The organism is Prevotella sp. HUN102 (assembly GCF_000688375.1).
Classification (GTDB): Bacteria; Bacteroidota; Bacteroidia; order Bacteroidales; family Bacteroidaceae; genus Prevotella.
On the sequence record NZ_JIAF01000004.1, the window covers coordinates 1,586,965 to 1,608,678 of the forward strand.

Here is a 21,714-nt window from a genome sequence, read left to right on the forward strand (position 1 = left end):
ATTATTTTTCAGGATTGCGCTTGCTTTCGGCAAGCCGTTTGATAGCCAGTTCGAGGTTGCCGCCCAACTTTTCAGACAAGGCGAAAAGTTCCATCTTTTCCGTTTCTTCCGTTGTGAACGTGTAATATTCTTCCAAACTCACTTCTGTGGCATATACGGCGGATTGTGTACCGCCCAAGCCTATCCAAACTTCCTTATATTTCCGGTTGGGATGGTTGGCAAGGTTGATGGAAAGCACCTGTGAACGTTCCTTGTCGGTCAGTCCCAAAAGGTTCTGTATGCTATCGAATTTATTAAGGTACTTCCGTTGGTCGAGCAGTATCTTACAATCAGAATTGTTTATAATACTCTCTTTTACAATGGGTGAGGAAATAATATCTTCGACCTCTTGGGTAACAACAATCGCTTCGCCGAAATACTTTCTAACCGTTTTGTAAAGGTATTTTATGTAATCCGCCATATTCGCCGATGCAATCGCTTTCCACGCTTCTTCTATCAATATTAATTTCCTGATACCCTTTAGTTTACGCATTTTGGAAATAAATACTTCCATGATGATAATCGTAGTAATCGGGAACAGGATTTTGTGGTCTTTGATATTATCCAACTCAAAGACAATGAAGCGTTTATGTAGTAAATCAAGCTCTTTGTCGGAGTTCAACAGGTAATCGTATTCGCCGCCTTTATAGTAAGGCTCTAATACATTCAGGAAGTTATCTATATCAAAATCCTTTTCCCGGACGTTCTTTTCTTGCAGGTGCGCCCGGTAGTCATTCCTCACATACTCGTAGAACGTATTGAAGCAGGGAGTAACGGAACAGTCTTTGGTAATCAGTCCGATATAGGAACTAACAGCGTTCGACAAAGCCACTTCTTCCGCCCGTGTAGGTGCTTCATCGTCCCTTTTCCACAGGGTCAGGATAAGCGTTTTGATACTCTCTTTCTTCTCAATGTCAAATCCCCCATCTTCCACATAGAAAGGATTGAACGCTATCGGGTTTTCTGTGGTATAGGTAAAGTAAATCCCATCTTCCCCGTGCGTTTTCCTATTTATCATTTCACACAAACCTAAGTAACTGTTTCCGGTATCAACCAGCAGCACGTGTGCATTTTGTTCATAATACTGGCGTACCATGTGATTGGTAAAGAATGACTTGCCGCTACCACTCGGCCCAAGTATGAACTTGTTACGATTGGTAATAATACCCCGCTTCATGGGTAAATCTGAAATATCAATGTGCAACGGCTTTCCTGTGACCCTATCCACCATCTTGATACCAAAGGGAGAAAGTGAACTTTTGTAGTTCGTTTCTTCGGTGAACAGACAAAGAGCCTGTTCGATGAATGTATAGAAACTTTCTTCCGCCGGAAAGTCCGCCTGATTGCCGGGTATTCCCGCCCAAAACAGGGTAGGCGTGTCGGTGGTGTTATGGCGTGGCTTGCATTCCATAAGTGCGAGCTGTGACCCCACATCATTTTTAATGTGCTTTAATTCGTCCCGGTCGTCACTCCAAGCCATGATATTGCAATGGCATCGCACGGAAATAAGCCCCTGTGAATGGGCTTCGTTCAAATATTCCTCTATCCAAGCCTTGTTTATCTGATTGGCACGACTGTATTTGGAAAGGGAGTGCATATTGCGAGCCATCTTTTCAAACTGTTTCAAGTTCTCCGTATGGTCGTCAATGAAGATATACTGGTTATAAATATGGTTACAGGAGAGCAGCACACCCACCGGGGAAGCAAATGACAAACGGCAATCGCTCCGGTCAGTGGATAGCTTTTCATAACGGGTATCTGTGCCTACTTTTCCCGGCATATCTTCCGCATCCGAAAGGGTATGCAGGCAAAGAATATCATCGCCAATCTTCATTTCGTCAGCACCCAGTGAAATATCTTTCAGTGTGGTGGTGTCGGTCTGTGAGAGTGAAAAGTATTTTTCCACGATACCCGCCGTTTCCTTTGTCCCGGTTATCTCGTCCGAAGTCAGACGGGTAAGGGTGATGAAACCGCTATCGTTCATAATGCTTTCAAACTGTCCCACCGCTTCGAGGAACTTTGTAACCGTTTCCCTGTCCCTAATCTCTTTGGGTACAAGGAAACCCCGGCAAAGAGTGGAAAAATTGCTCTGCATCCGGCTGCGTTCCTTTGTCGTTTTCGTCAGGAACAAATAGCAGGTATGGTTCAGGAACGGTCGTTCATTGAAATGGCGTTCAAAGGAACGGGAAAGGAAACTCAAATCATCCTTTTGGATGTCAGGTGCATAGTTCTCTTTGATGAACCAGTCCTGTTTGTGTACGATGCTATAATCGGGCAGCACCTTTACCGCCTTGTTCCAAGCGGAATGTATCGCTTCGTATTCGGCTGCCGTGACGGTGAACAGTTCGGGCAGTTCTACCCGGAACGCCACCGTTATGTCGGCATCTTTGGAAACGATGCACCCGTTTTCCACCGTGAACAGTGGAAACTTGTTTTCCAGCGTGGTAGCTTTTAATATATTTCTCATTTCGATGCTTGTTTCTGATTTTTAGTGAATAATCGGGATATGGCTTTTCGGTTGATAATATGGAAAGGGTGGCTTTTGCGTGCGGACAATTTCATCAACCCGTGTGTCCCGTACTTTTCGTTTAACCGGAATGTGAGCCATACCAGCAGCGTTGCCGAAGTAACGCCGAAGATGATGCACACCCACTGGTTGATACCCACCATGTACATAATGATGAAAAGCACGAACAGGGCTAACAGCCCGCCCGCAAAAATGAAAAGATATTGACTTTTCAACCCTTTAAATTCAACTGGCTTACCTATTCCCCTATTAATCGGATAGTCTGCCATAGCTCATTTCTTTAGAGGAAGAATGAACGTAGGATGGTGGCAGCCACAATCAGGAAGATACATGCACCGAACCACGAAGCCGCCGTTTTACTGGTGTCAGGGTCGCCACTGCTGAACTTTCCATACACTTTCACACCGCCAATCAAGCCGACCACCGCACCGATAGCGTAAATTAACTTTGTCGCCGGGTCGAAATAACTGGTTACCATATTGGTAGCTTCGGTAATACCCGCCATGCCGTTACCCTGTGCAAAGGCGGAGGATGCAGCCAAAAGAACGGCTGCCGAAAAAAGAACTTTCTTTTTCATTATAAATATATTGATTTTTAAATTGCCGGACGGTTGGATAGTCCGCCCGGCGGAGTGATTAATAATTGAATTTTTGTGGTTGTGGGGAGTGTTCCCCATGTTCTAAAAGGTCTGTTTAACCGTAATCTCTTTGTTTCATCATCTTACTTATTTAAAGTTTACCATTAAAGAAAATCGTTCATGTCAAAGTCTGCCATTTCATTACTTCCGGCAGCCGGGACGATGGCAGGCACGGGTATCTCATGCTTTTGTAAAAGTTCCGCCACCCGTGACCTGCCCCCGTTAATCTGTTCCACCAGCGAATGAAAGAGGTTTGTTTCCGTCCGGCAGATGGTCTGAACGGCTTGCCGTTCTTCCGTGTCAGACGCTTGCTTAACCTGAATGACCTGTACCATTTGACCCAGTTCCCCCAGCGTGATACCTTGCGCCATTTCCGGCTCACCGTCACCCATGTAACAGGCGATTTCTTCCGCTTCAATTTCATCTGGCGAAACGTCCGTTTCTTCCGCATCTTCTGTTTCAAACTCCATCTCAAACTCGGTTTCAATCGCTTGCGAGGTATCGGCTTTTTTTTCATCTGCCAGCTCGTTATCAAGCGTTTTCGTTACCGTTTCCTCGCTTTGCGGGACAAATATAGAAGCATTATCAACCCCTTTTGAAAGGTGTCCTAAGATGTCCTCGCTTGTCCTCATTTGTCCCATCCGGTAACGGCTTGCACCTACAAGACAATCACCGTTTCCGGTTTTCACAGTCGTTTTGCTTTCCGGTTGTTCCGGCTGCTTTTTCCTATCCGTGAACCATGTTCCCAAGCTATCCCGGTATCGCCATAAGAGAACGGCGTAATACAGGAGCGTTCCGATAATAAACCATTTCAACATATCAGAACGGCTTTTCAAATTTGCTTTCGTACAGTTCGTTTATCTCGTCCTGAAACTGGTCGAAATGCCGGAGCAGGATATTTTCTACATAGCTGCTCACGGTTGCCTTGCGCCCGCCGATAACGGTTACTATTTTCATTAACTTTTCGTGGGTGGTACGGCTGACGTACAACGGCTGGCGGTCGGTCAAGTCCACCCGCATGAAATAGCTTTCCCGGTAATCGCCCGGAGTGTTCTTTTTCCGGCGTGCAGGTTCTTTCACTGCCTTTTCTTCCTTTGGCTCTGCCTTGATTTCCGGTTTATCTGCCGTTTCCACTGCACCCGTTTTATCATCCGGTTTATCCGGTGTTTCTATTTCCGTTTTCACCGTCACCGATGGCGTTTCCTGTTTCTTCACGGGCAAGCCCTGTGAAATAATCTCTTTCATAAAATCCTCGTCAATTTGCGGTTTCCCGCCGCTTTGCTTTGCCATATCGTTACAGTTTTATAAGGTATGCGATTTCGGTTATCAGTTCTTCCATGTTGCTGCCCTTTACCAGCCGTTTGTCCGCCGGGAACAGTGTAGAACGGAACACGGTTTTACGCTGTGCGTCCAGTTCCTTTTTGAATCGTTTCGTGTCCGGGATAAATACCTTCATAAGGGGTAGTTCCAATTCCCCGATAGTCTGTTCATACAGGGTGTAGAGGTCTGTTTTTTCCCGTCCATCTACCATGTTCCAAAATAGGTGCAGCCCTTTCAGTCGGCACGCTTCATTCTTTACCAGCAGTTTATGGATAGCCACTGCAAACGAAAGGCTGCTTTCCAATACCACCCGGTCGGCGGCTATGGGGGTGAAAATATAATCCACCCCTGAAAGGGAGTTGATAACACCCTCGCTATTTACCGTTCCGGGCAGGTCGAAAAAGACCACATCATAGTCCATCCCGGCAGACGCAAGATATTCATCCGCCGTTTTTATCGCTTCGTCCGGTGAACTGCAAAGGACAGGGTACGCTTTCTTTCCCAGTGCTTTGAACTGGCTGAAAGCAAGCCGTTTGTAATACTCATCACTGTTCACCTGTTCGGCATCCCGTTTGCGCATGGCGGAAATGGAATGTTGCGGGTAATCGCAATCCACGACTGCCACGTTATACCCTTTGAGATAATACAGGTAACTTGCCACCAAGACGGTGAACGTTGTTTTGCCGACCCCACCCTTTTGGGTGGAGAAAGCTACATACAAGGTTTCTTTCTTCATTGTAATAATTCTTTTTTGTGATACATCTTTATTTCATTCCATCCGTACAGATTGACGGATGGTTTTCTTTCGTTCCATGTTGAAACTCCGAAAGAGAAAATGACTTCTTTTTTTCTTTCCTTGTTTCTTGCTACCTTTCTACAAAGACAGCTTGCTTTCTTTGCAGAAAGTTTGCTTTCCCGATTGAATGACTGTTTTCTTTCAATCATTCCATCCGGTTTTCTTTCCTGCTTTCTTGAAAGATTGCAATCTTGAAATCTTGTTTTCAAGATTACAAAACCGCTTTCTTTCCGTCCGTTTTCCGTTACGTATTTCCATCCGTCCATATTGCTTTCTTTCTTAAATTCGGGACAAATAAACACAGAAAAGTAGTCCCTTTTGAAAGGTGTCCTCAAATGTCCCTGTTTGTCCTCATTTGTCCTATAACCCACTATTTCACAGCATTTTTAATACCCGTTACTTTGCAACCGAAAGGTATCGGTCAGGTTAACCAAGCCCCCGGTGTCGGGAGCGTTCCAATATCCGCTAACTCCAATCCGTCCGTAGGCGGATTTTTATTTGCACTGGCAAATAGCAAGGTGTGTTCTGCGCTGCTTAAAATTCTTTCAGCAGCTTTGAACGCCTTGCCCGGACGAAGCCGGGATAGGGTCACTCCGAAGTCGTAACCCTTAAAAAAATGTAGCATGAAACAGAAAAATGAAAATGCGCCCCGTCCGGGTGGCGCAGGACGAAAGCCCAAAGCAGACCCGGCAGTGTTCAGGTACTCTATCAGCTTCAATGCGATAGACCACGCCCGCTTTTTGGCATTGTTCGACCAGTCCGGAATGCGCACGAAAGCGCATTTTATCACCGCCCGCATCTTCGGCGAACCGTTCAAAGTGATTAAAATAGACAAGGCGGCAGTAGAATATTATACCCGGCTGACCGCTTTATATTCCCAATACAGGGGTATCGCCGTGAATTACAATCAGGTGGTAAAGGCTCTCAATACCAATTTTTCAGAGAAGAAAGCACTCGCGTTTCTCTATAAACTGGAAAAGGCAACGATGGAACTTGCCGACCTGAACCGCCAAATTATTGAACTGACCCGTGAGTTTGAAACAAGATGGTTGCAAAGATAAGTGTAGGCAGTTCCCTGTTCGGTGCGCTTTCCTACAACCAAAACAAGGTCGATGAAGAGCAGGGAAAGGTACTTTTAAGCAACCGGATGTTCGAGAGCGAGGATGGGAATTTCAGCATCCGGCGATGTATGGAATGTTTCGATATGCACCTGCCCGCAGACTTGAAAACGGAAAAACCGATTATCCATATCTCCCTGAACCCGCACCCGGACGATGTGCTTTCCGACAGCCAGCTTGCGGATATTGCCAAAGAGTATATGGATAAACTGGGGTATGGCAATCAACCGTATATGGTTTACAAGCACGAAGATATAGCAAGACACCATATACATATCGTTTCCATCCGGGTAGATGATACGGGCAAAAAGATAAATGACAAGTTCGAGCATATCCGCAGCAAACAAATCACCCGTGAACTGGAACAGAAGTACGGGCTACATCCGGCAGAGAAGAAACAGGCAACCGAACGCCCCGAACTTAAAAAGGTGGACTACCGGGCAGGGGACGTAAAGCACCAGTTATCCAATACGGTGAAAGCCCTTGTCGGCAGTTACCGTTTCCAAAGTTTCACGGAGTACAAAGCCCTGCTATCTATATATAATGTACAGGTGGAAGAAGTGAAAGGGGAAGTGAACGGTAAACCTTATAACGGTATTGTCTATTCGGTAACCAATGACAAAGGAGAAAAGCAGGGAAACCCGTTAAAATCTTCCTCTTTGGGAAAGTCGGTAGGTTACGAAGCCATCCAACGACACATCAAGAAATCCGCAAAGGACATTCAAGACAAAAACCTGAAAGAGCGCACCCGCCGGCAGTCGGCGCAGTGATGAAATCCGCCCGTAATCGTAAGGAACTGGAACAAGAACTGAAAAAGAAAGGTATAGATGTACTTTTCCGGCAGAACGATACAGGCAGGATATACGGTGTAACATTCATCGACCATGAAAGCCGTACCGTCCTGAACGGTTCACGGTTGGGAAAAGACTTTTCCGCCAATGTGTTCAACGACCTGTTTACTGGCTCCCGCACTCTTACTACGGGAAACAGCAAAGCGGAAATGCAGGAACACACGCAAGGGAATAACCCGACCGGGCATCTTTCAGAGGGGACGGGTAAAACCGTTGCCGGACTGTTCGGTTTGTTATCCGGTGGGAATGATACACCGCCCGATAACAGCCAAGTTCCGTCACCCAAGAAGAAAAAGAAGAAGAAACAAAAACGTATTTAGTAATCCTAAAAATTCAATTATGCAGAACGAAGATGATTTAAGAGGACTGGCAAAAGTCATGGACTTTATGCGGGCAATCAGTATTTTATTTGTAGTGATAAACATTTACTGGTTTTGTTACCAGTCGTTCCGGGAGTGGGGTATCAATATCGGGGTAGTCGATAAAATCCTGCTGAACTTCCAGCGTACCGCCGGGCTGTTCTCCAATATCCTGTACACCAAACTTTTTTCGGTGGTGTTCCTTGCGCTTTCCTGTTTGGGTACAAAAGGAGTGAAAGAGGAAAAAATCACATGGAATAAGATTTATGTGTTCCTGACAATCGGTTTTATCCTGTTTTTCCTGAATTGGTGGCTGTTGGTTATGCCGTTGCCACTGGCGGCAAACACGGCATTGTATATCTTTACCATGACAGCCGGGTATCTTTCCCTGTTGGCTGCCGGAGTATGGATTTCCCGCCTGTTGAAAAATAACCTGATGGATGACGTGTTTAATACCGAGAATGAAAGTTTTGCACAGGAAACACGCTTGATAGAAAACGAGTATTCCATCAACCTGCCGACACGGTTCTACTACAAAAAGAAATGGAATGACGGATGGATAAACGTTGTAAACCCGTTCAGGGCAAGCATGGTTTTAGGCACACCCGGTTCGGGAAAATCGTATGCGATAGTCAATAATTACATAAAACAGCAAATCGAAAAAGGCTTTGCTGTTTATATTTATGACTACAAATTTCCTGACCTTTCGGAGATAGCTTACAATCACTTAATCAGCCATTTAGACGGGTATAAGGTGAAGCCTAAATTCTACATGATTAACTTTGACGACCCACGTAAAAGCCACCGATGCAACCCGATAAATCCGGCGTTTATGACGGACATATCAGACGCATACGAAGCCAGTTATACAATCATGTTAAATTTGAACCGCAGTTGGATAACCAAGCAGGGAGATTTCTTTGTGGAAAGCCCGATTATCCTGCTCGCTTCTATAATATGGTTTTTGAAAATCTATCAGGGTGGCAAGTATTGTACATTTCCGCACGCCATTGAATTTCTGAACAAGAAATATGCCGATACGTTCACAATTTTAACCAGTTATCCCGAACTGGAAAACTACCTTTCGCCGTTCATGGACGCATGGGAATCGAATGCGCAAGACCAGTTGCAGGGGCAGCTTGCAAGTGCTAAAATCCCGCTTTCAAGGATGATTTCACCCGCCCTATATTGGGTAATGACAGGTGATGATTTTTCACTGGATATAAACAACCCGAAAGAACCTAAGATATTGGTAGTAGGCAACAATCCCGACCGCCAAAATATCTATTCCTGTGCTTTGGGACTGTATAATTCCCGTATCGTGAAACTGATAAACAAGAAGCACCAACTCAAAAGTTCCGTGATAATTGACGAGTTGCCGACAGTATATCTTCGGGGACTGGATAACCTGATAGCAACGGCACGAAGCAACAAGGTTGCGGTCTGTTTGGGCTTTCAGGATTTCAGCCAGTTACGCCGGGATTATGGGGACAAGGAAAGCAAAGTAATTGAAAATACAGTGGGTAATATCTTTTCCGGTCAGGTGGTTTCTGAAACGGCAAAAACGCTTTCAGACCGTTTCGGAAAGGTACTGCAAAAACGGCAAAGCATGACTATTAACCGGAATGACAAATCAACCTCTATCAGCACGCAGATGGATAGCCTGATACCACCCAGTAAAATATCCAATCTCACACAGGGTATGTTTGTGGGTGCGGTCAGCGACAATTTCGATGAACGGATAGAGCAGAAAATATTCCATGCTGAAATTGTGGTGGATAACGAGAAAGTGAAGCGGGAAACAGCCAGTTACAAGAAACTGCCCCAAATTATAGATTTTAGGGACGAAAACGGGAACGACCGGATGCAGGAAGAAATACAGGCAAATTACAACCGGGTCAAGCAGGAAGTCCAACAGATTGTCACGGACGAAATGGAACGGATAAAGAACGACCCTGATTTACAACATTTGATTAAAGATGTTGAAGAATAAGCATTTGCCTTTCTTTAAGAATAGTATTATTTGTACTTTTGGAGAAATTATAAATTTACTAATTATGGATGAAAGAAATTATGTTTTATGCCAAGATATAAAAGATAGAATATCTAAAAAGTTTATAGAGAATGGATGGATAACAGTTAGTGATATTGGAATACATTCTGCATTAGTAACAGATGAAAATGTATTAGAAGTATTGGGTAACTATTGTTGGGATTTGCCGCGAGGGGATGGAATGCCGGGTGTTTCTGTAAGGTATGTAAATAAAAAGCCTATTGTGAATTATGATAGATTGGGACACAATAAATGTGAACCTTTTGTTTTTTATAGGGATGGTTATGGTACACATCCATCTTATATTGAACTATCCGAAGAATTTAGATTGTATCATAATTTGCATGAAAAATACATTTCAGAAGAAGAAAAGAACTATGTTGTTATGAATAATGGTTCAGAAGAGGTCGTAGCAAAACTATCTAAAATATCATTATACATCAAAGCTAAATATGTAAAGGATTATCTTGCGATAAGAAAAATTAATCTATTAATATTCTTTGATATAGAAAATTACGGTTCTTCAACGTATTCAGAACTCAATATTATTCCTGTTAATAATCAAATAATAAAGGAAGATAATTATATATATAATTATACGAATATGTTTGAGTATTTTAATGAAGAAAAAAAATCTTGTGGTTGGATAATGGGGAAATGTGTTTTACGCTACGAACAAAAGACGGACTATGACCCTTTTGAACGTGATAATAATCAATATTTAGATTATATAATTGGATATGATGATAATGGAGAAGAATTACTACATACTTGCAATAAGGATTTTCTATCAAATTACTTCGTTCAAAAAGAAAATGAACCGTTAGAACTAACGCCTGTATTTTTTTCTAAAGATGTATTAAATAAGTATTATAACAACCCCAATAAATACACAGTTAGTGATGGTCTTATTACTTGTGATGGTTCATGGAGTTTAAAGGTTGATAATAATTGTAAAGAGTATGTTGTTGTAATGTTAGTTGATTTAGGAACATTAGATTATAAGGAACAATCCTATTGGAAAGGGTTTAATATAGCTCCACCCCATAAAGGATGCTTAAGTTATACAGCTTATCAACGATGGATTAATGGAGTTTGGTGTAATCCCATAAGCCCTGATTTTGTATTTAAGCAGAAGTATAAATCTTTTAATAAGAAATGGCATGAAATATACGGTTGGTATTTGTTTCTACCTCTAATAAATGAAGATGAACATAGATTTAAAACATTACATTGCTTGACTACTTTAGATAACGAGCAGGATTTTGACGAGCAAATTTTATCTTTAGTAAAATTATTTATAGACTCTCTAAATCAGGAAGAATTAATAAAAAATGTCTGTATTGAGAAAAAAGAAGTAGTAGATTTTCTAAAAAGAAAGAAGTTTGATAGTTTGAAAGATGTTAAAGCTGGTATAGATAAATTTGAGCTATTTATTTTGTCCCAAAAATATCCAATTCCTGATATGTTTAACTTTTTAAGGAAATTGCAGGATTTACGCTCTCGTGATGTTGCTCATAGAAAAAGCTCTAATAAAAGTAATCGAAAAAGTATAGTTGATTTTTTTAATTTAGAAACTAAGCCTAAACAACAAATACTTGATGATATTTTTAAAGATGTAATAGAGACTATTTCAACATTAGAAGATTTGTTTATAAATGAAAACCCTAAAAATATAATACCGAAAAAATAGTTTTTTTTGTGCCATAATAAAAAGCAATCTCATTGAGGTTGCTTTTTTTATATACTTCTGTGTAGACTAATGAAGCCAAACGAGGACAAATGAAGCCACCCGTTCCCAAATCCTTAAATATACTCTATTTCATCCTTACTTTTACTTCCGAAATTTTTATTTACTCACTAAAATTCAAAAAGTTATGGATGTAAACACAGCCAACCAGTCCACCACTGACGAACAGATGATGGATATTCTTCTTGTACTGGATAAGGAGAAAAAGACAATCAGCGCAGTGAAAGGCGTGGATGAAAACGGGGAACTCCAAACCGTACCGCCGGAAAACAACAGCGAACTTCTGAAATTCGACCGTCACGGCGATTTCTTTTCCAACTTCTTTTCCAACATGATGAACCAGTTGAAGAACCCGACCCGCTTCAACTTCTTTAAAATCCCCAAGATTGAACTTCCCAAGATTACACCGATAATCAGGGACAACTTCGACCATCCGACCGCCAAGAATGAAGCGGAGATAGAACGTTACCGGGTAACACCCGAAACGCTGAAACAGGGGGTGAAGAATGAACAACCGAACCAAACACAACAGCAACCGCAGCAGGAAGCAACGGCACAAGCACCGCAGCAACCTGACAAAAGCAAGTATGTTATCGACCCTGACAAGGTGGACTGGGAAGCCCTGAAAAACTTCGGGCTTTCCAAAGAACAGCTTGAAAAGGCAAAGGCTTTAGAACCCATGCTAAGGGGGTACAAGTCACCCGGTGCGTTCTCCATCGTAGGAAACTACAATTCCGCCATTATGAAACTGGACGCACGCCTGTCTTTCCGACATGATAAGGACGGGAATGTGGTTTTGGCGATACACGGCATCCGCCAAAAGCCGGAACTTGAACGCCCGTTCTTCGGGCATGAATTTTCCAAAGAGGATAAAGCCAATCTTCTTGAAACGGGCAATATGGGACGGATAGTGAACCTGAAAAACTATATCACGGGAGAAATGATACCTTCTTTCGTCAGCGTGGATAAGGTGACAAACGAACTGGTTTCCATACGTGCAAGCAGCGTCCAAATCCCCGATGAAATAAAGGGTGTCAAACTTAGTAAGGAACAGCAGCAAGCCTTACGGGAGGGAAAGGGTGTATTCCTTGAAAACATGATTTCCAACCGTAAAAATCCTTTTTCCGCAACCGTTCAGGTCAATGCCGACAAGAAAAGTTTGGAATTTATCTATCCCAATGCCAAACAGTCACAGGAGCAACGGCAGAAACAGGAACAGCCGAACAACCTTGTCACCAGTGACGGTGTAACCATCCCCAAGAGCATTTCAGGAATAGAACTGACACGCCAGCAACAGCAGGATTTAGTCGATGACAAGACCATCTTTGTTGCCGGGCTGAAAGACAAGAGAGGGGTCGAATACGATGCTTATATTCAGGTGAACCATGACAAGAAGAAACTCGGCTTTTACAGCGACAATCCCAGTTTTGACCGTTCCGCCGTGAAAGAGATTACTCCGGCAAGCAAGAACCGCACACAGGTAGCAGTCAATTCGGAGGGCAAGACCAACGAAGCCACCAAGAAAGTGAAAGAACCTTTGAAAAAGGGTCAGGACAAGCCCACTGAAAAACAGAAAACCAAGCAGGATAAAAAGGAGAAGCAGGAGCAGACGGACAAACCCAAACAAAGCAGGGGACGCAAAAGATGATAGCGGTATTAATCCTTATCCCGGTTATCGGTTTCGTCCTGTTTCTCTTTGCCTGTTACAAAACGAACTGGAAAGCCATAGACGAGCAGAACCGACAATTTTATGTAGATGGCTATCACATCTATTATGACCGGAAAATCCTAAGACAAAAAGAAGTGGAACAATTAAAATCGAAATTAGAATGATTGCAGTAATCGGAGAAAAACCAAGCGTGGCAAGGGACATTGCCCGCATTTTAGGAGCGAGTGAAAAACAGGATGGCTACCTTTCAGGTAACGGGTATCTCGTTACCTGGGCGTTCGGCCATCTTGTAGGATTGGCAATGCCGGAAGCCTACGGCATACAGAGTTTCCGCCGGGAAAGCCTGCCCATCATCCCGGAGAGTTTTCAACTTACCCCCCGGCAAATGAAAGCGGATAAGGGGTACAAGGCTGACCCCGGAGCGTTGAAACAGCTAAAGGTAATCAAAGAGGTATTCAGCCAGTCGGACAAGATAATAGTCGCTACGGATGCAGGAAGAGAGGGGGAACTTATCTTCCGCTACATCTACCAGTATATCGGATGCAACAAGCCCTTTGTCCGCTTATGGATAAGCAGCCTTACGGACAAGGCAATCCGTGAGGGACTGCAAAACCTGAAAGCCGGTAGCCTGTATGATAACCTTTTCCTTTCGGCACAGGCACGCAGCGAAGCGGATTATTTGATAGGGATTAATGGTACACAGGCTTTAAGCGTGGCAGCCGGACAAGGAATATTCTCTTTGGGACGGGTACAGTCGCCCACATTGGCTATGATATGCACCCGCTTTTTGGAAAACAAGAACTTTGTCCCGCAAAAATATTGGCAACTGAAATTACAGTCGGCAAAAGACAATATCTCTTTTTCTGCCCTATCCGTAGAAAAACACGATGCACAGCAGACCGCCATCGACACACTGCAAAGGATAAAGGAAGCGGAAATGGTACGGGTGAAATCCGTAGAGCGTAAGGAAGTGAGCCAAGAACCGCCCTTGCTCTATGATTTAACTACGTTGCAAAAGGAAGCGAATACGAAACTGAATCTCTCCGCAGACAAGACATTATCCATCGCACAAAAATTATACGAGGGTAAGCTAATCAGCTACCCCCGAACCGGAAGCCGTTACATATCACAAGACGTGTTCGAGGAAATCTCGGAACGTCTTGTTAATTTGGAACAGTACACCCGCTTTGCCGGGTATGCAGCCGGGATGAAAGGCAAAGCCTTAAATTCCCGTTCTGTGAATGATGGCAAGGTAACAGACCACCACGCCCTGATAGTAACGGAAAACCTGCCCGACAAGATGGAAGCTGACGAACAGGCAATCTATGAACTGATAGCCGGACGGATGTTGGAAGCCTTTTCTGAAAAATGCGTCAAAGATGTTACCAGTGTAACGCTGGAATGTGCAGGGGCACTTTTCACGGTCAAAGGGTCTGTAACCAAATCTGCCGGATGGCGTGCCGTATTCGCAGAAAAAGAGGACGGGGAAGATAACGCCACTTTGCCTGCCATGCAGGACGGAGATAGTTTACCGCTTTCCGGCATTGAACTACTGGAGAAACAGACCAAGCCCAAGCCGTTACACACGGAAAGCAGTTTGCTTTCTTCAATGGAAACGGCGGGTAAGGAACTGGAAAACGCAGAACTGAAAGCAAGCATGAAAGATATGGGTATCGGCACGCCCGCAACACGGGCAGCCATTATCGAAACGCTGTTTTCCCGCCAGTACATCATCCGGGAGAAAAAGAACCTTGTCCCGACCGAGAAAGGGCTTGCTGTTTACAACATCATCCGGGACAAGAAAATAGCGGACGTGGAAATGACGGGTATGTGGGAAAATACGCTTGCCAAAATAGAAAGCGGGGAAATGAACCCCGACACATTCCGCAAAGGTATTGAGGTGTACACAAGGCAAATCACGGCTGAACTTTTGGATGTTCGGCTTTCTCTCGCTTCGGGTAATGATTGTACCTGCCCGAAATGCAAGACCGGACGTATTTTATTTTATCCGAAAGTCGCCAAGTGTTCCAATGTGGACTGTTCCGTTACCATCTTCCGCAACAAGAGCGACAAGCAGCTAACGGACAAACAGATTACCGAACTGGTGACGACCGGGAAAACCGGGCTAATTAAAGGCTTTAAAAGCAAGAGCGGTAAAGTCTTTGACGCTTCACTCGCTTTTGACGAACAGTTTAATGTTACTTTCGTGTTTCCTGAAAAGAAAAGCAAGTCGAAGAAATAAGCTGGAAATCGTTATATTTGCCACAGAAACTTTCATTATAGATAGATTTATAATTGAAATTTTTGTGGTTGAAGCACCCGGAGGGACACCGGGTGCTTTTTTAATCATTCTCCTTTATACTGGTAGGTCAGGCAAACTACCTGATTGTCTATCACCCGATGTCCGGTCAGTTCCCACTTCGACCCGAAAGTCTTTCCAATGAACTTGATACCGTCCCCCAACATGACAGGGACAATATACAGCGTTATTTCGTCCAGCAGGGACGCTTCAATCAGCGAGGTTATAAACTTACCGCCGCCAATGACCTGAATATCCGTTTCCGAACTTGATTTAAGTTCATTGATAGCCCGTAAAGGCACATCGGTAAGAAAGGTAATATTATCTTTACGAGTAACATTGGTGTCGTAATGGGACACTACAAAAGTCTTTTTACTTTTATACGGCCATCCGCCCCAATTCCTGAAAATCATATTATAAGTATTCACCCCAGCAATAAAAACAGAGGGTATTTCATAGGCTGCCGAAATCTCTTTCTTTATATTTCCGGGCATCCAGTTTAAATCTCCATCTTTTCGGGCTATAAATCCATCAAGAGAGATTACAATACAGGTTTTTAAATGTTTCATAAGTTGGTATCTAACAGTTCATATTTGCAAACTGTTCGCCAGTACATCCAAAAAAGAAGCGTGAACCCACGCTATCCCGACACAGAGGCACTGGTATACCTAAAAGACAAGATAGGCAAGTCCACGCCGTATGCACATACAGCATGAAACATTGCGCTTTGGGTCTTGTCTTTTTTGAAAATTACCAGTTTTCTGTGTCAAGACGTTCTGCGAACGTTATGTTATATATAAAAGTGAAGTTCTTTAACTTCAACTATTATCGTCTAATATGAAACTGTTGCAAATATACAGAAAGTCCCGGATATTCCCGAATCGGAAAAAGAAAATCCTGCCTTATCTCACGACAAAACAGGATTGAAAGCCATTAGAAAAGAAAAAATTAATCGGTTTTCTCCCGAATTAACTTGTGTACATCCGTTGCACGGTAATAACATCTGCCATCCAGCATAAGGAAAGGGAGTATTCCCTTTTTCCGGTAACGGGTCAGTGTTCGGGGAGCTACTTTCAGAAGCAGGCACAAGTCCTGATTATCCAGTAGTTCTTCCCCGTCCAAACAATTACGTCCGTTTATCACTCGGTCTATCTTCTTATCCTGCATATCGAACCTATCCATAATACGTTCCATCCATGCGGTAAAATCGTCTTTGTCTATATACATAAGGCTATCTGATTAAATTGAACCAATCATAAAATAACTTTGGTTGGACGGGTCTTTGATGATAATATCCTTTTCTCGCATGAAGCGGATATAGCTTTTTGCGGTGCGTTCTTTCACGTCCAAAATCTGCTGTATCTGTTCGCACAAGTCTATGTAGGTGATGTGTTCCTGTCTGCCGAACACGTCACGGGCAACCCCGACCAATTCCTTTTCCTTGCGTTTCTCTTTTTCCTCACGGGTCTTTTCACCCCTGTAAAGGTGCATTCCGGCTGCTTTGTCCCACGAAAAGAGCATTAAAGGAACATCCAGCGGGCTGCCATCCCTTACTTTCAGGGCTTTTACCACAGACATAGCCGGGTCTTCGTCTTTCTCTATCGAAAGGATAGCAGCCGCTTTGCGTTGCAGTTCCGAGCCTAAATGCCCCCGGAGCTTTAAGCCATTGGGAATAAAATGCAGCACGCAAATGATGCAGGTTTTATATATTCCTGCCAGTCGATACAATTCATCTATGATTGCCACGCTTTCCGCTTCGTCATTGGCACACCGCACAAGGTCAGCAATACCGTCTATCACCACTAACTGAATGCCATCGTACTGGTAATAATATCTATCCATGCTCTGAACAATGGCGTGAAGTCTTTCTTTACGAGACATACCCGTAAGGCAGAAAGCCTTAAATTCATCAGGCTTGTCTGTTTGTTTCGCCCTTTTTATCAAGTTAGTTACATTCTTGAACAGTTGTACTTCCGATTGTTCCGTATCATAAAGCAGGACGGCTTTATGTTTGGTATTTTCGCTTACATTGATACCCAGCGTATCAACCTGAACATTTGCCGGGCGGATTGAACCCGCCACAAGTGCAGCCACATAATTACTTTTCCCTGTTCCCTCTCCGCCTGTGATGCAACACAAGTTCCCCTGTGTTCCCAGTGGAACGTCACCCGCCGAAATAATTTCCTGCGCTTTTGCCGGAGGATTATTAAAATCAATCTCACACGATTTAAGCATAGTCATTGTTTCATTATAGATTGTATCTAAGAAGTCGATAAATAGCTTGATAAAGTTTTCCCGGCTGTTGCCTGCCCGGAAATAATCGGAAATATCCTTTTCCGTTTTAGTTCCCTGTAAAGGCAGTAACAACCGTTTCACCCCGTATTCACAGAGTTGTTTCTCATGCTTCTTTGCGCTTTCTGTTCCGGTCGCATCCATATCATAAAGCAATATGATATGTTTAAACCGGAACGTAAGTTTATAGATGATATTCGGCGGGACGGTTACCGTTTCACTGTTGAAACAAATCGCATGAAATCCCTTTGCAGCCAGTGAAAGGACGTCTTTTTCTCCACCTGTTATAAACAGGGTGTCGCCTTTGCTGGGTAGTTGTTCCAGTCCGAAACAATAATTCTCGCCGATGTTACCGCCATACAGGAAACGTGTTCTTGAAAACGGTCTGTACAGTTTGATAAAGCGTTTGCTTTTATACCCATAAATGGGTTCTTCCTTAGTGGAAGTATAGGAAAACGGATTACCCTCTGAATTTTCACTTTGGAACTGGACGACCGAACAGACTTTATACTGTTCCAGTATTTCAGGGGTTATGCCGTACTGTTGCCAGTATTCCAGTTCGGAAGCGGTAAATTTCCTCTCCTTAAATGTGTACGGTCTGCCAGTACATTCTACTGGAACAGGCACAGGCTTTTCCTGTTCTTTAAATGGTTGGGGTAGAGGTATCGGATTACCCTCTGAAATCCCCAACGACAAATCCCGGTCAATAATCTGCAAAATCTTGATGAAGTCACCTGAATTGTTACAATCCAACCCTTTGAGCCTGCCCACGAAAAAGAAACAGTCACCGGAATAACTGTCATTCCCGAAATCTTTCAATTTATAGGTATTGCTCCGGCGGTCGAAATAGATGTTACAGGACGCTTTGCTGTCTTCATACAACGGATTAAGGAAGTTACGACCTACCCGCCATGTACCAGAAATGTAGTGTTTGAACACGTTCAGACCGTTATTTGTCCTTTCTAAGATTTCGTCTTTCCTTAACATATAGCTTGTGGTTGGTTATCAGGTTACGCATACATTCGTCATTGCTCTTTATCAAACGGCTTTCCAGCAACCGTTTAATCTCTCCGATTTTATAGAAATTGCGTCCCCTGATGGTAGAGTAAGCAATTTCTCCTTTGGAGCGGAGCCGTTGCAGGGTACGGTCACTTATTTTCAGGAAAGTACATACTTCGTAACTATCCACCCAAATATCATCTTCATTCTCCTTACAGTCATCCTGACGAGAAAATACATAATTGGCAATCACATTAATCTTTGCCATCAATTCCTTAAAGGCTTTTGTTTCTACGGTTATTACATCCATAATTATACTATAATTGTTTGGATGCAAAGGTGCAGGCTTTTCATAACCTAAACTTACAACCTATTTCCAAGTTGGAAGATTTATTTTTTGAGGTAAAATATAGGAAAACAGGGATAATAATAGGCTTTTGGATAGAATTATACCTTTAAAAACAGGAGATACAAAAACAACCAAGTTGGTATGAACTTGGTTGTTTTTGTTTAAAGGTTATCATCTTCATCCATCTTTTTAAGCAGGCTTTTTATTAAGCTGTTTAGAAAAGAAGTCCGGTCTTTTTTTCGGTCTTTCATGGTTATGTAAGTTCGGTAATAGTCGCCTAAGTCGATTTGAAACGATGCTTCCATAAAAGTCATAATTTCTTTTATATCCGTTTGTCCGTTATTCAGGACACCCGCCGCATAGATAGCGTAGCCTAATTCTACGGCGGCTATTTTTGTTGCAGTCCACCGAAAAGGGTGTTCCGGTAAGAAAGACCGACTTTTTGCGATGATTACTTGCTTATCAACCCCATGTAGCTTTTTATTCAGATAAATACAAAGCATGTCATTCGCTAATATTTGTGCTGCTTTGTGGTCGTAACAAGTGGAAAATTCCGGGTCACGGTCATAAGGTACACAATTCGGACACAGCTTAAAATCAATATGCCCCCGTACAAAATAATGATTGTCTAAGTGGGTCGCTTTAGAACGGTAATATTGGTAAAAATCCAAATTACTTTCAAAATAGGAAGTCAATTCATCCAATCTGTCGTTATAATACTTTTTTAAGACTTCAATACTTCCATGTGGTTTTCGCATTTCGGTATTGTAAATCTCTGTAAAGTATAATAATCTACTCAATACTTCCGGTTTGATGTGTTTGAAGAAATAAATTTCTTCTTCCTTGCTACTGAAAGGATGATTGACAATATATGTCCTCAAATCTTCGAGTGACCGTTGCAGGAACTCTACGACATCGAGAACTGCCTCTATTGAAATATTCCAGTTATCAACATCTATTTTTTCATAGATAGCACAGTCTATGTTTCTTATAAATTCTTCAAAATCGATTTCATTGTTCATGTTATAACGGTTGTCTTAATGCCGAAAAATGTATCTTTATTCTGACTTTTGTAAAAGGCAGAATGCCGGAAATGTTAGAAACAAACATTTCCAGCACCAAGCCTTTTTGCGATAAAGTTAGATTAGGACTTTTGTCCTATTATTATTTTGTAGCCGGAAACCAGCTTCGTGTATTATTGGCAATCCTTACTAACATCAACATTACCGGAACTTCAACCAGCACACCAACTACCGTAGCCAATGCAGCCCCGGATTGTAAACCAAAAAGAGAAATAGCCACAGCAACCGCCAATTCAAAGAAATTACTTGCCCCAATCATTCCGGCAGGTGCAGCAACATCATGGGGTAATTTCCACCATTTTGCCCACCCGTAAGCAACGAAGAATATCAGAACCGTTTGCAATACAAGCGGAACTGCAATCAATAAGATATGCAGGGGATTGTTCAATATCGTTTCTCCCTGAAATGAAAACAGGATAATAAGCGTTAAGAGCAGTTCACCTACCGTATAATTATCAAATTTCTTAATAAACACGTTATTGAAATAGTCCACTCCTTTGCGGCGAATAACCATTATACGGGTAATAACCCCGGCAGCAAGTGGTATCACAACAAATAACACTACGGATAGCAACAGGGTGTCCCACGGGATAGATACGCCGCCAACCCCTAAAAGGAAAGCTACAATAGGCGCAAATGCTACTAATATGATTAAATCGTTTACCGCAACCTGTACCAGCGTGTAAGCGGCATCGCCTTTCGTTAAGTAACTCCACACAAATACCATCGCCGTGCAGGGTGCAGCCCCTAATAATACCGCCCCGGCTAAATATTCTTCGGCTAACCCGGCAGGTATAAAGGCTTTGAAAACCACATAGAAGAATAAATAAGCTATTCCGAACATGGTAAACGGTTTTATCAGCCAATTTGTAACGCACGTAACTATTATTCCTTTCGGACGCCTGCCTACATTCTTAACGCTTTGAAAATCCACTTTTAGCATCATCGGATAAATCATCAACCAAATCAGGATAGCCACAGGTATAGACACATTGGCATATTCAAATTTGCTTAATGTTTGCGGAATTGCCGGAAGCCATTGTCCCACAGCAATTCCAATAATGATGCACAAGGCAACCCAGATAGTCAGGTATTTTTCAAAAAATCCAATTCCTTGTTTCTTTTCCATAACAACAACTATTTAGCTTAATTGTGGTTTTAATTCGTTCAGGTAGAAGTCATAGAAACGGGCTTTTATTTCATCCCGTACCCGATGAAATTCACTGTTTATAAACTCCGGCGTTCCGGTTGCTTCTGATGGGTCGTCAAATCCTATATGCTGCCTGTTTCTTACTTTACCCGTAAACATCGGGCAGCTTTCGTTTGCCCCACCGCAGACCGTAATAACATAGTCCCATTCCTGCCCTATATATAGGTTTACACTTATAGGGGTATGGTGGGTTAAATCTATACCCATTTCATCCATAACCTTTACCGCCATCGGATTGACCTTTTCAGCAGGTTTTGTTCCTGCTGAAAAGACATTCAGTTTATTGTCAAATGATTGCAAAAAGCCATGTGCCATTTGACTGCGACAGCTATTCCCTGTACAAAGAATTAAAATCTTCATGTTT

The 21,714-nt window shown here is 42.8% G+C and carries 20 protein-coding genes and 1 pseudogene; 7 read left to right on the forward strand and 14 right to left on the reverse strand.

Translation table 11 applies throughout. The features are described 5' to 3' along the window. Position 1: 1 nt before the first annotated feature. The 7 genes from P150_RS0112010 to P150_RS17840 form a co-directional block, all read right to left on the reverse strand. Complete coding sequence (locus P150_RS0112010) at positions 2-2,506, reverse strand: TraG family conjugative transposon ATPase (protein ID WP_028897897.1); 2,505 nt, start codon at positions 2,504-2,506, stop codon at positions 2-4. After that, complete coding sequence (locus tag P150_RS0112015) at positions 2,503-2,835, reverse strand: DUF4133 domain-containing protein (RefSeq protein ID WP_008775036.1); 333 nt, start codon at positions 2,833-2,835, stop codon at positions 2,503-2,505. The genes P150_RS0112010 and P150_RS0112015 overlap by 4 nt, the downstream gene beginning before the upstream one ends. Before the next feature lie 11 nt (positions 2,836-2,846). Further along, positions 2,847-3,143, reverse strand: coding sequence for a DUF4134 domain-containing protein (locus tag P150_RS0112020; RefSeq protein ID WP_005926215.1), 297 nt, complete (start codon positions 3,141-3,143; stop codon positions 2,847-2,849). A gap of 164 nt (positions 3,144-3,307) precedes the next feature. After that, the gene (locus tag P150_RS0112025; RefSeq protein ID WP_028897898.1) at positions 3,308-4,021 is read right to left on the reverse strand and encodes a hypothetical protein; all 714 of its coding nucleotides are present in this window, start codon (positions 4,019-4,021) and stop codon (positions 3,308-3,310) included. Position 4,022: 1 nt separating this feature from the next. Then, entirely contained in the window at positions 4,023-4,493 is a 471-nt protein-coding gene (locus P150_RS0112030; protein ID WP_028897899.1) for a DUF3408 domain-containing protein, read from the reverse strand. A gap of 4 nt (positions 4,494-4,497) precedes the next feature. Continuing rightward, positions 4,498-5,259 carry a ParA family protein gene (locus P150_RS0112035; protein ID WP_028897900.1) on the reverse strand — a complete coding sequence of 254 codons (762 nt, stop codon included), beginning with the start codon at positions 5,257-5,259 and terminating at the stop codon, positions 4,498-4,500. Further along, positions 5,256-5,585: a hypothetical protein gene (locus P150_RS17840; protein WP_028897901.1), complete on the reverse strand. Its 330-nt coding sequence runs from the start codon at positions 5,583-5,585 to the stop codon at positions 5,256-5,258. The genes P150_RS0112035 and P150_RS17840 overlap by 4 nt, the downstream gene beginning before the upstream one ends. Before the next feature lie 357 nt (positions 5,586-5,942). Between P150_RS17840 and mobA the strand changes: the two genes are divergently transcribed. The 7 genes and pseudogenes from mobA to P150_RS0112080 all read left to right on the forward strand — a co-directional run bounded on the left by mobA (position 5,943) and on the right by P150_RS0112080 (position 15,361). Further along, positions 5,943-6,380: a conjugal transfer protein MobA gene (gene mobA, locus P150_RS0112050; RefSeq protein ID WP_005926230.1), complete on the forward strand. Its 438-nt coding sequence runs from the start codon at positions 5,943-5,945 to the stop codon at positions 6,378-6,380. Next, positions 6,365-7,608: pseudogene (gene mobB / locus P150_RS16490) on the forward strand (conjugal transfer protein MobB). Before mobA ends, mobB begins: the two are co-directional and overlap by 16 nt. Positions 7,609-7,627: 19 nt before the next feature. After that, positions 7,628-9,640 (forward strand): conjugal transfer protein MobC, encoded by a 2,013-nt coding sequence (gene mobC, locus P150_RS0112060; protein WP_028897903.1) that lies wholly within the window; start codon positions 7,628-7,630, stop codon positions 9,638-9,640. Beyond that, positions 9,627-11,393: a hypothetical protein gene (locus tag P150_RS0112065; RefSeq protein ID WP_231477606.1), complete on the forward strand. Its 1,767-nt coding sequence runs from the start codon at positions 9,627-9,629 to the stop codon at positions 11,391-11,393. Before mobC ends, P150_RS0112065 begins: the two co-directional genes overlap by 14 nt. Positions 11,394-11,577: 184 nt before the next feature. Then, positions 11,578-13,098, forward strand: a complete 1,521-nt coding sequence (locus tag P150_RS0112070; RefSeq protein ID WP_028897905.1) for a DUF3945 domain-containing protein — start codon at positions 11,578-11,580, stop codon at positions 13,096-13,098. Next, on the forward strand, positions 13,095-13,283 hold the full coding sequence (locus P150_RS0112075) for a hypothetical protein (RefSeq protein ID WP_028897906.1): 189 nt from the start codon (positions 13,095-13,097) through the stop codon (positions 13,281-13,283). The genes P150_RS0112070 and P150_RS0112075 overlap by 4 nt, the downstream gene beginning before the upstream one ends. Then, a complete protein-coding gene (locus tag P150_RS0112080) occupies positions 13,280-15,361 on the forward strand; it encodes a type IA DNA topoisomerase (protein WP_028897907.1) in 2,082 nt (693 codons plus the stop codon). The genes P150_RS0112075 and P150_RS0112080 overlap by 4 nt, the downstream gene beginning before the upstream one ends. 104 nt (positions 15,362-15,465) lie before the next feature. Here P150_RS0112080 and P150_RS0112085 read toward each other — a convergent pair whose 3' ends face one another. From P150_RS0112085 to P150_RS0112115, 7 genes are all read right to left on the reverse strand, one after another. Next, on the reverse strand, positions 15,466-15,987 hold the full coding sequence (locus tag P150_RS0112085) for a dihydrofolate reductase family protein (RefSeq protein WP_028897908.1): 522 nt from the start codon (positions 15,985-15,987) through the stop codon (positions 15,466-15,468). 379 nt (positions 15,988-16,366) lie between these two features. After that, positions 16,367-16,645, reverse strand: a complete 279-nt coding sequence (locus P150_RS0112090) for a helix-turn-helix domain-containing protein (protein ID WP_007483899.1) — start codon at positions 16,643-16,645, stop codon at positions 16,367-16,369. A 12-nt stretch (positions 16,646-16,657) separates the two neighbouring features. Continuing rightward, positions 16,658-18,697, reverse strand: coding sequence for a bifunctional DNA primase/helicase (locus P150_RS0112095; protein WP_028897909.1), 2,040 nt, complete (start codon positions 18,695-18,697; stop codon positions 16,658-16,660). Further along, positions 18,660-19,019 (reverse strand): helix-turn-helix domain-containing protein, encoded by a 360-nt coding sequence (locus P150_RS0112100; RefSeq protein WP_028897910.1) that lies wholly within the window; start codon positions 19,017-19,019, stop codon positions 18,660-18,662. The genes P150_RS0112095 and P150_RS0112100 overlap by 38 nt, the downstream gene beginning before the upstream one ends. A gap of 200 nt (positions 19,020-19,219) precedes the next feature. Continuing rightward, a complete protein-coding gene (locus P150_RS0112105; RefSeq protein ID WP_028897911.1) occupies positions 19,220-20,080 on the reverse strand; it encodes an RteC domain-containing protein in 861 nt (286 codons plus the stop codon). A 142-nt stretch (positions 20,081-20,222) separates the two neighbouring features. Continuing rightward, positions 20,223-21,269, reverse strand: a complete 1,047-nt coding sequence (arsB, locus tag P150_RS0112110) for an ACR3 family arsenite efflux transporter (protein ID WP_028897912.1) — start codon at positions 21,267-21,269, stop codon at positions 20,223-20,225. A gap of 12 nt (positions 21,270-21,281) precedes the next feature. Next, positions 21,282-21,710, reverse strand: a complete 429-nt coding sequence (locus P150_RS0112115; protein WP_028897913.1) for an arsenate reductase ArsC — start codon at positions 21,708-21,710, stop codon at positions 21,282-21,284. Positions 21,711-21,714: the final 4 nt, after the last annotated feature.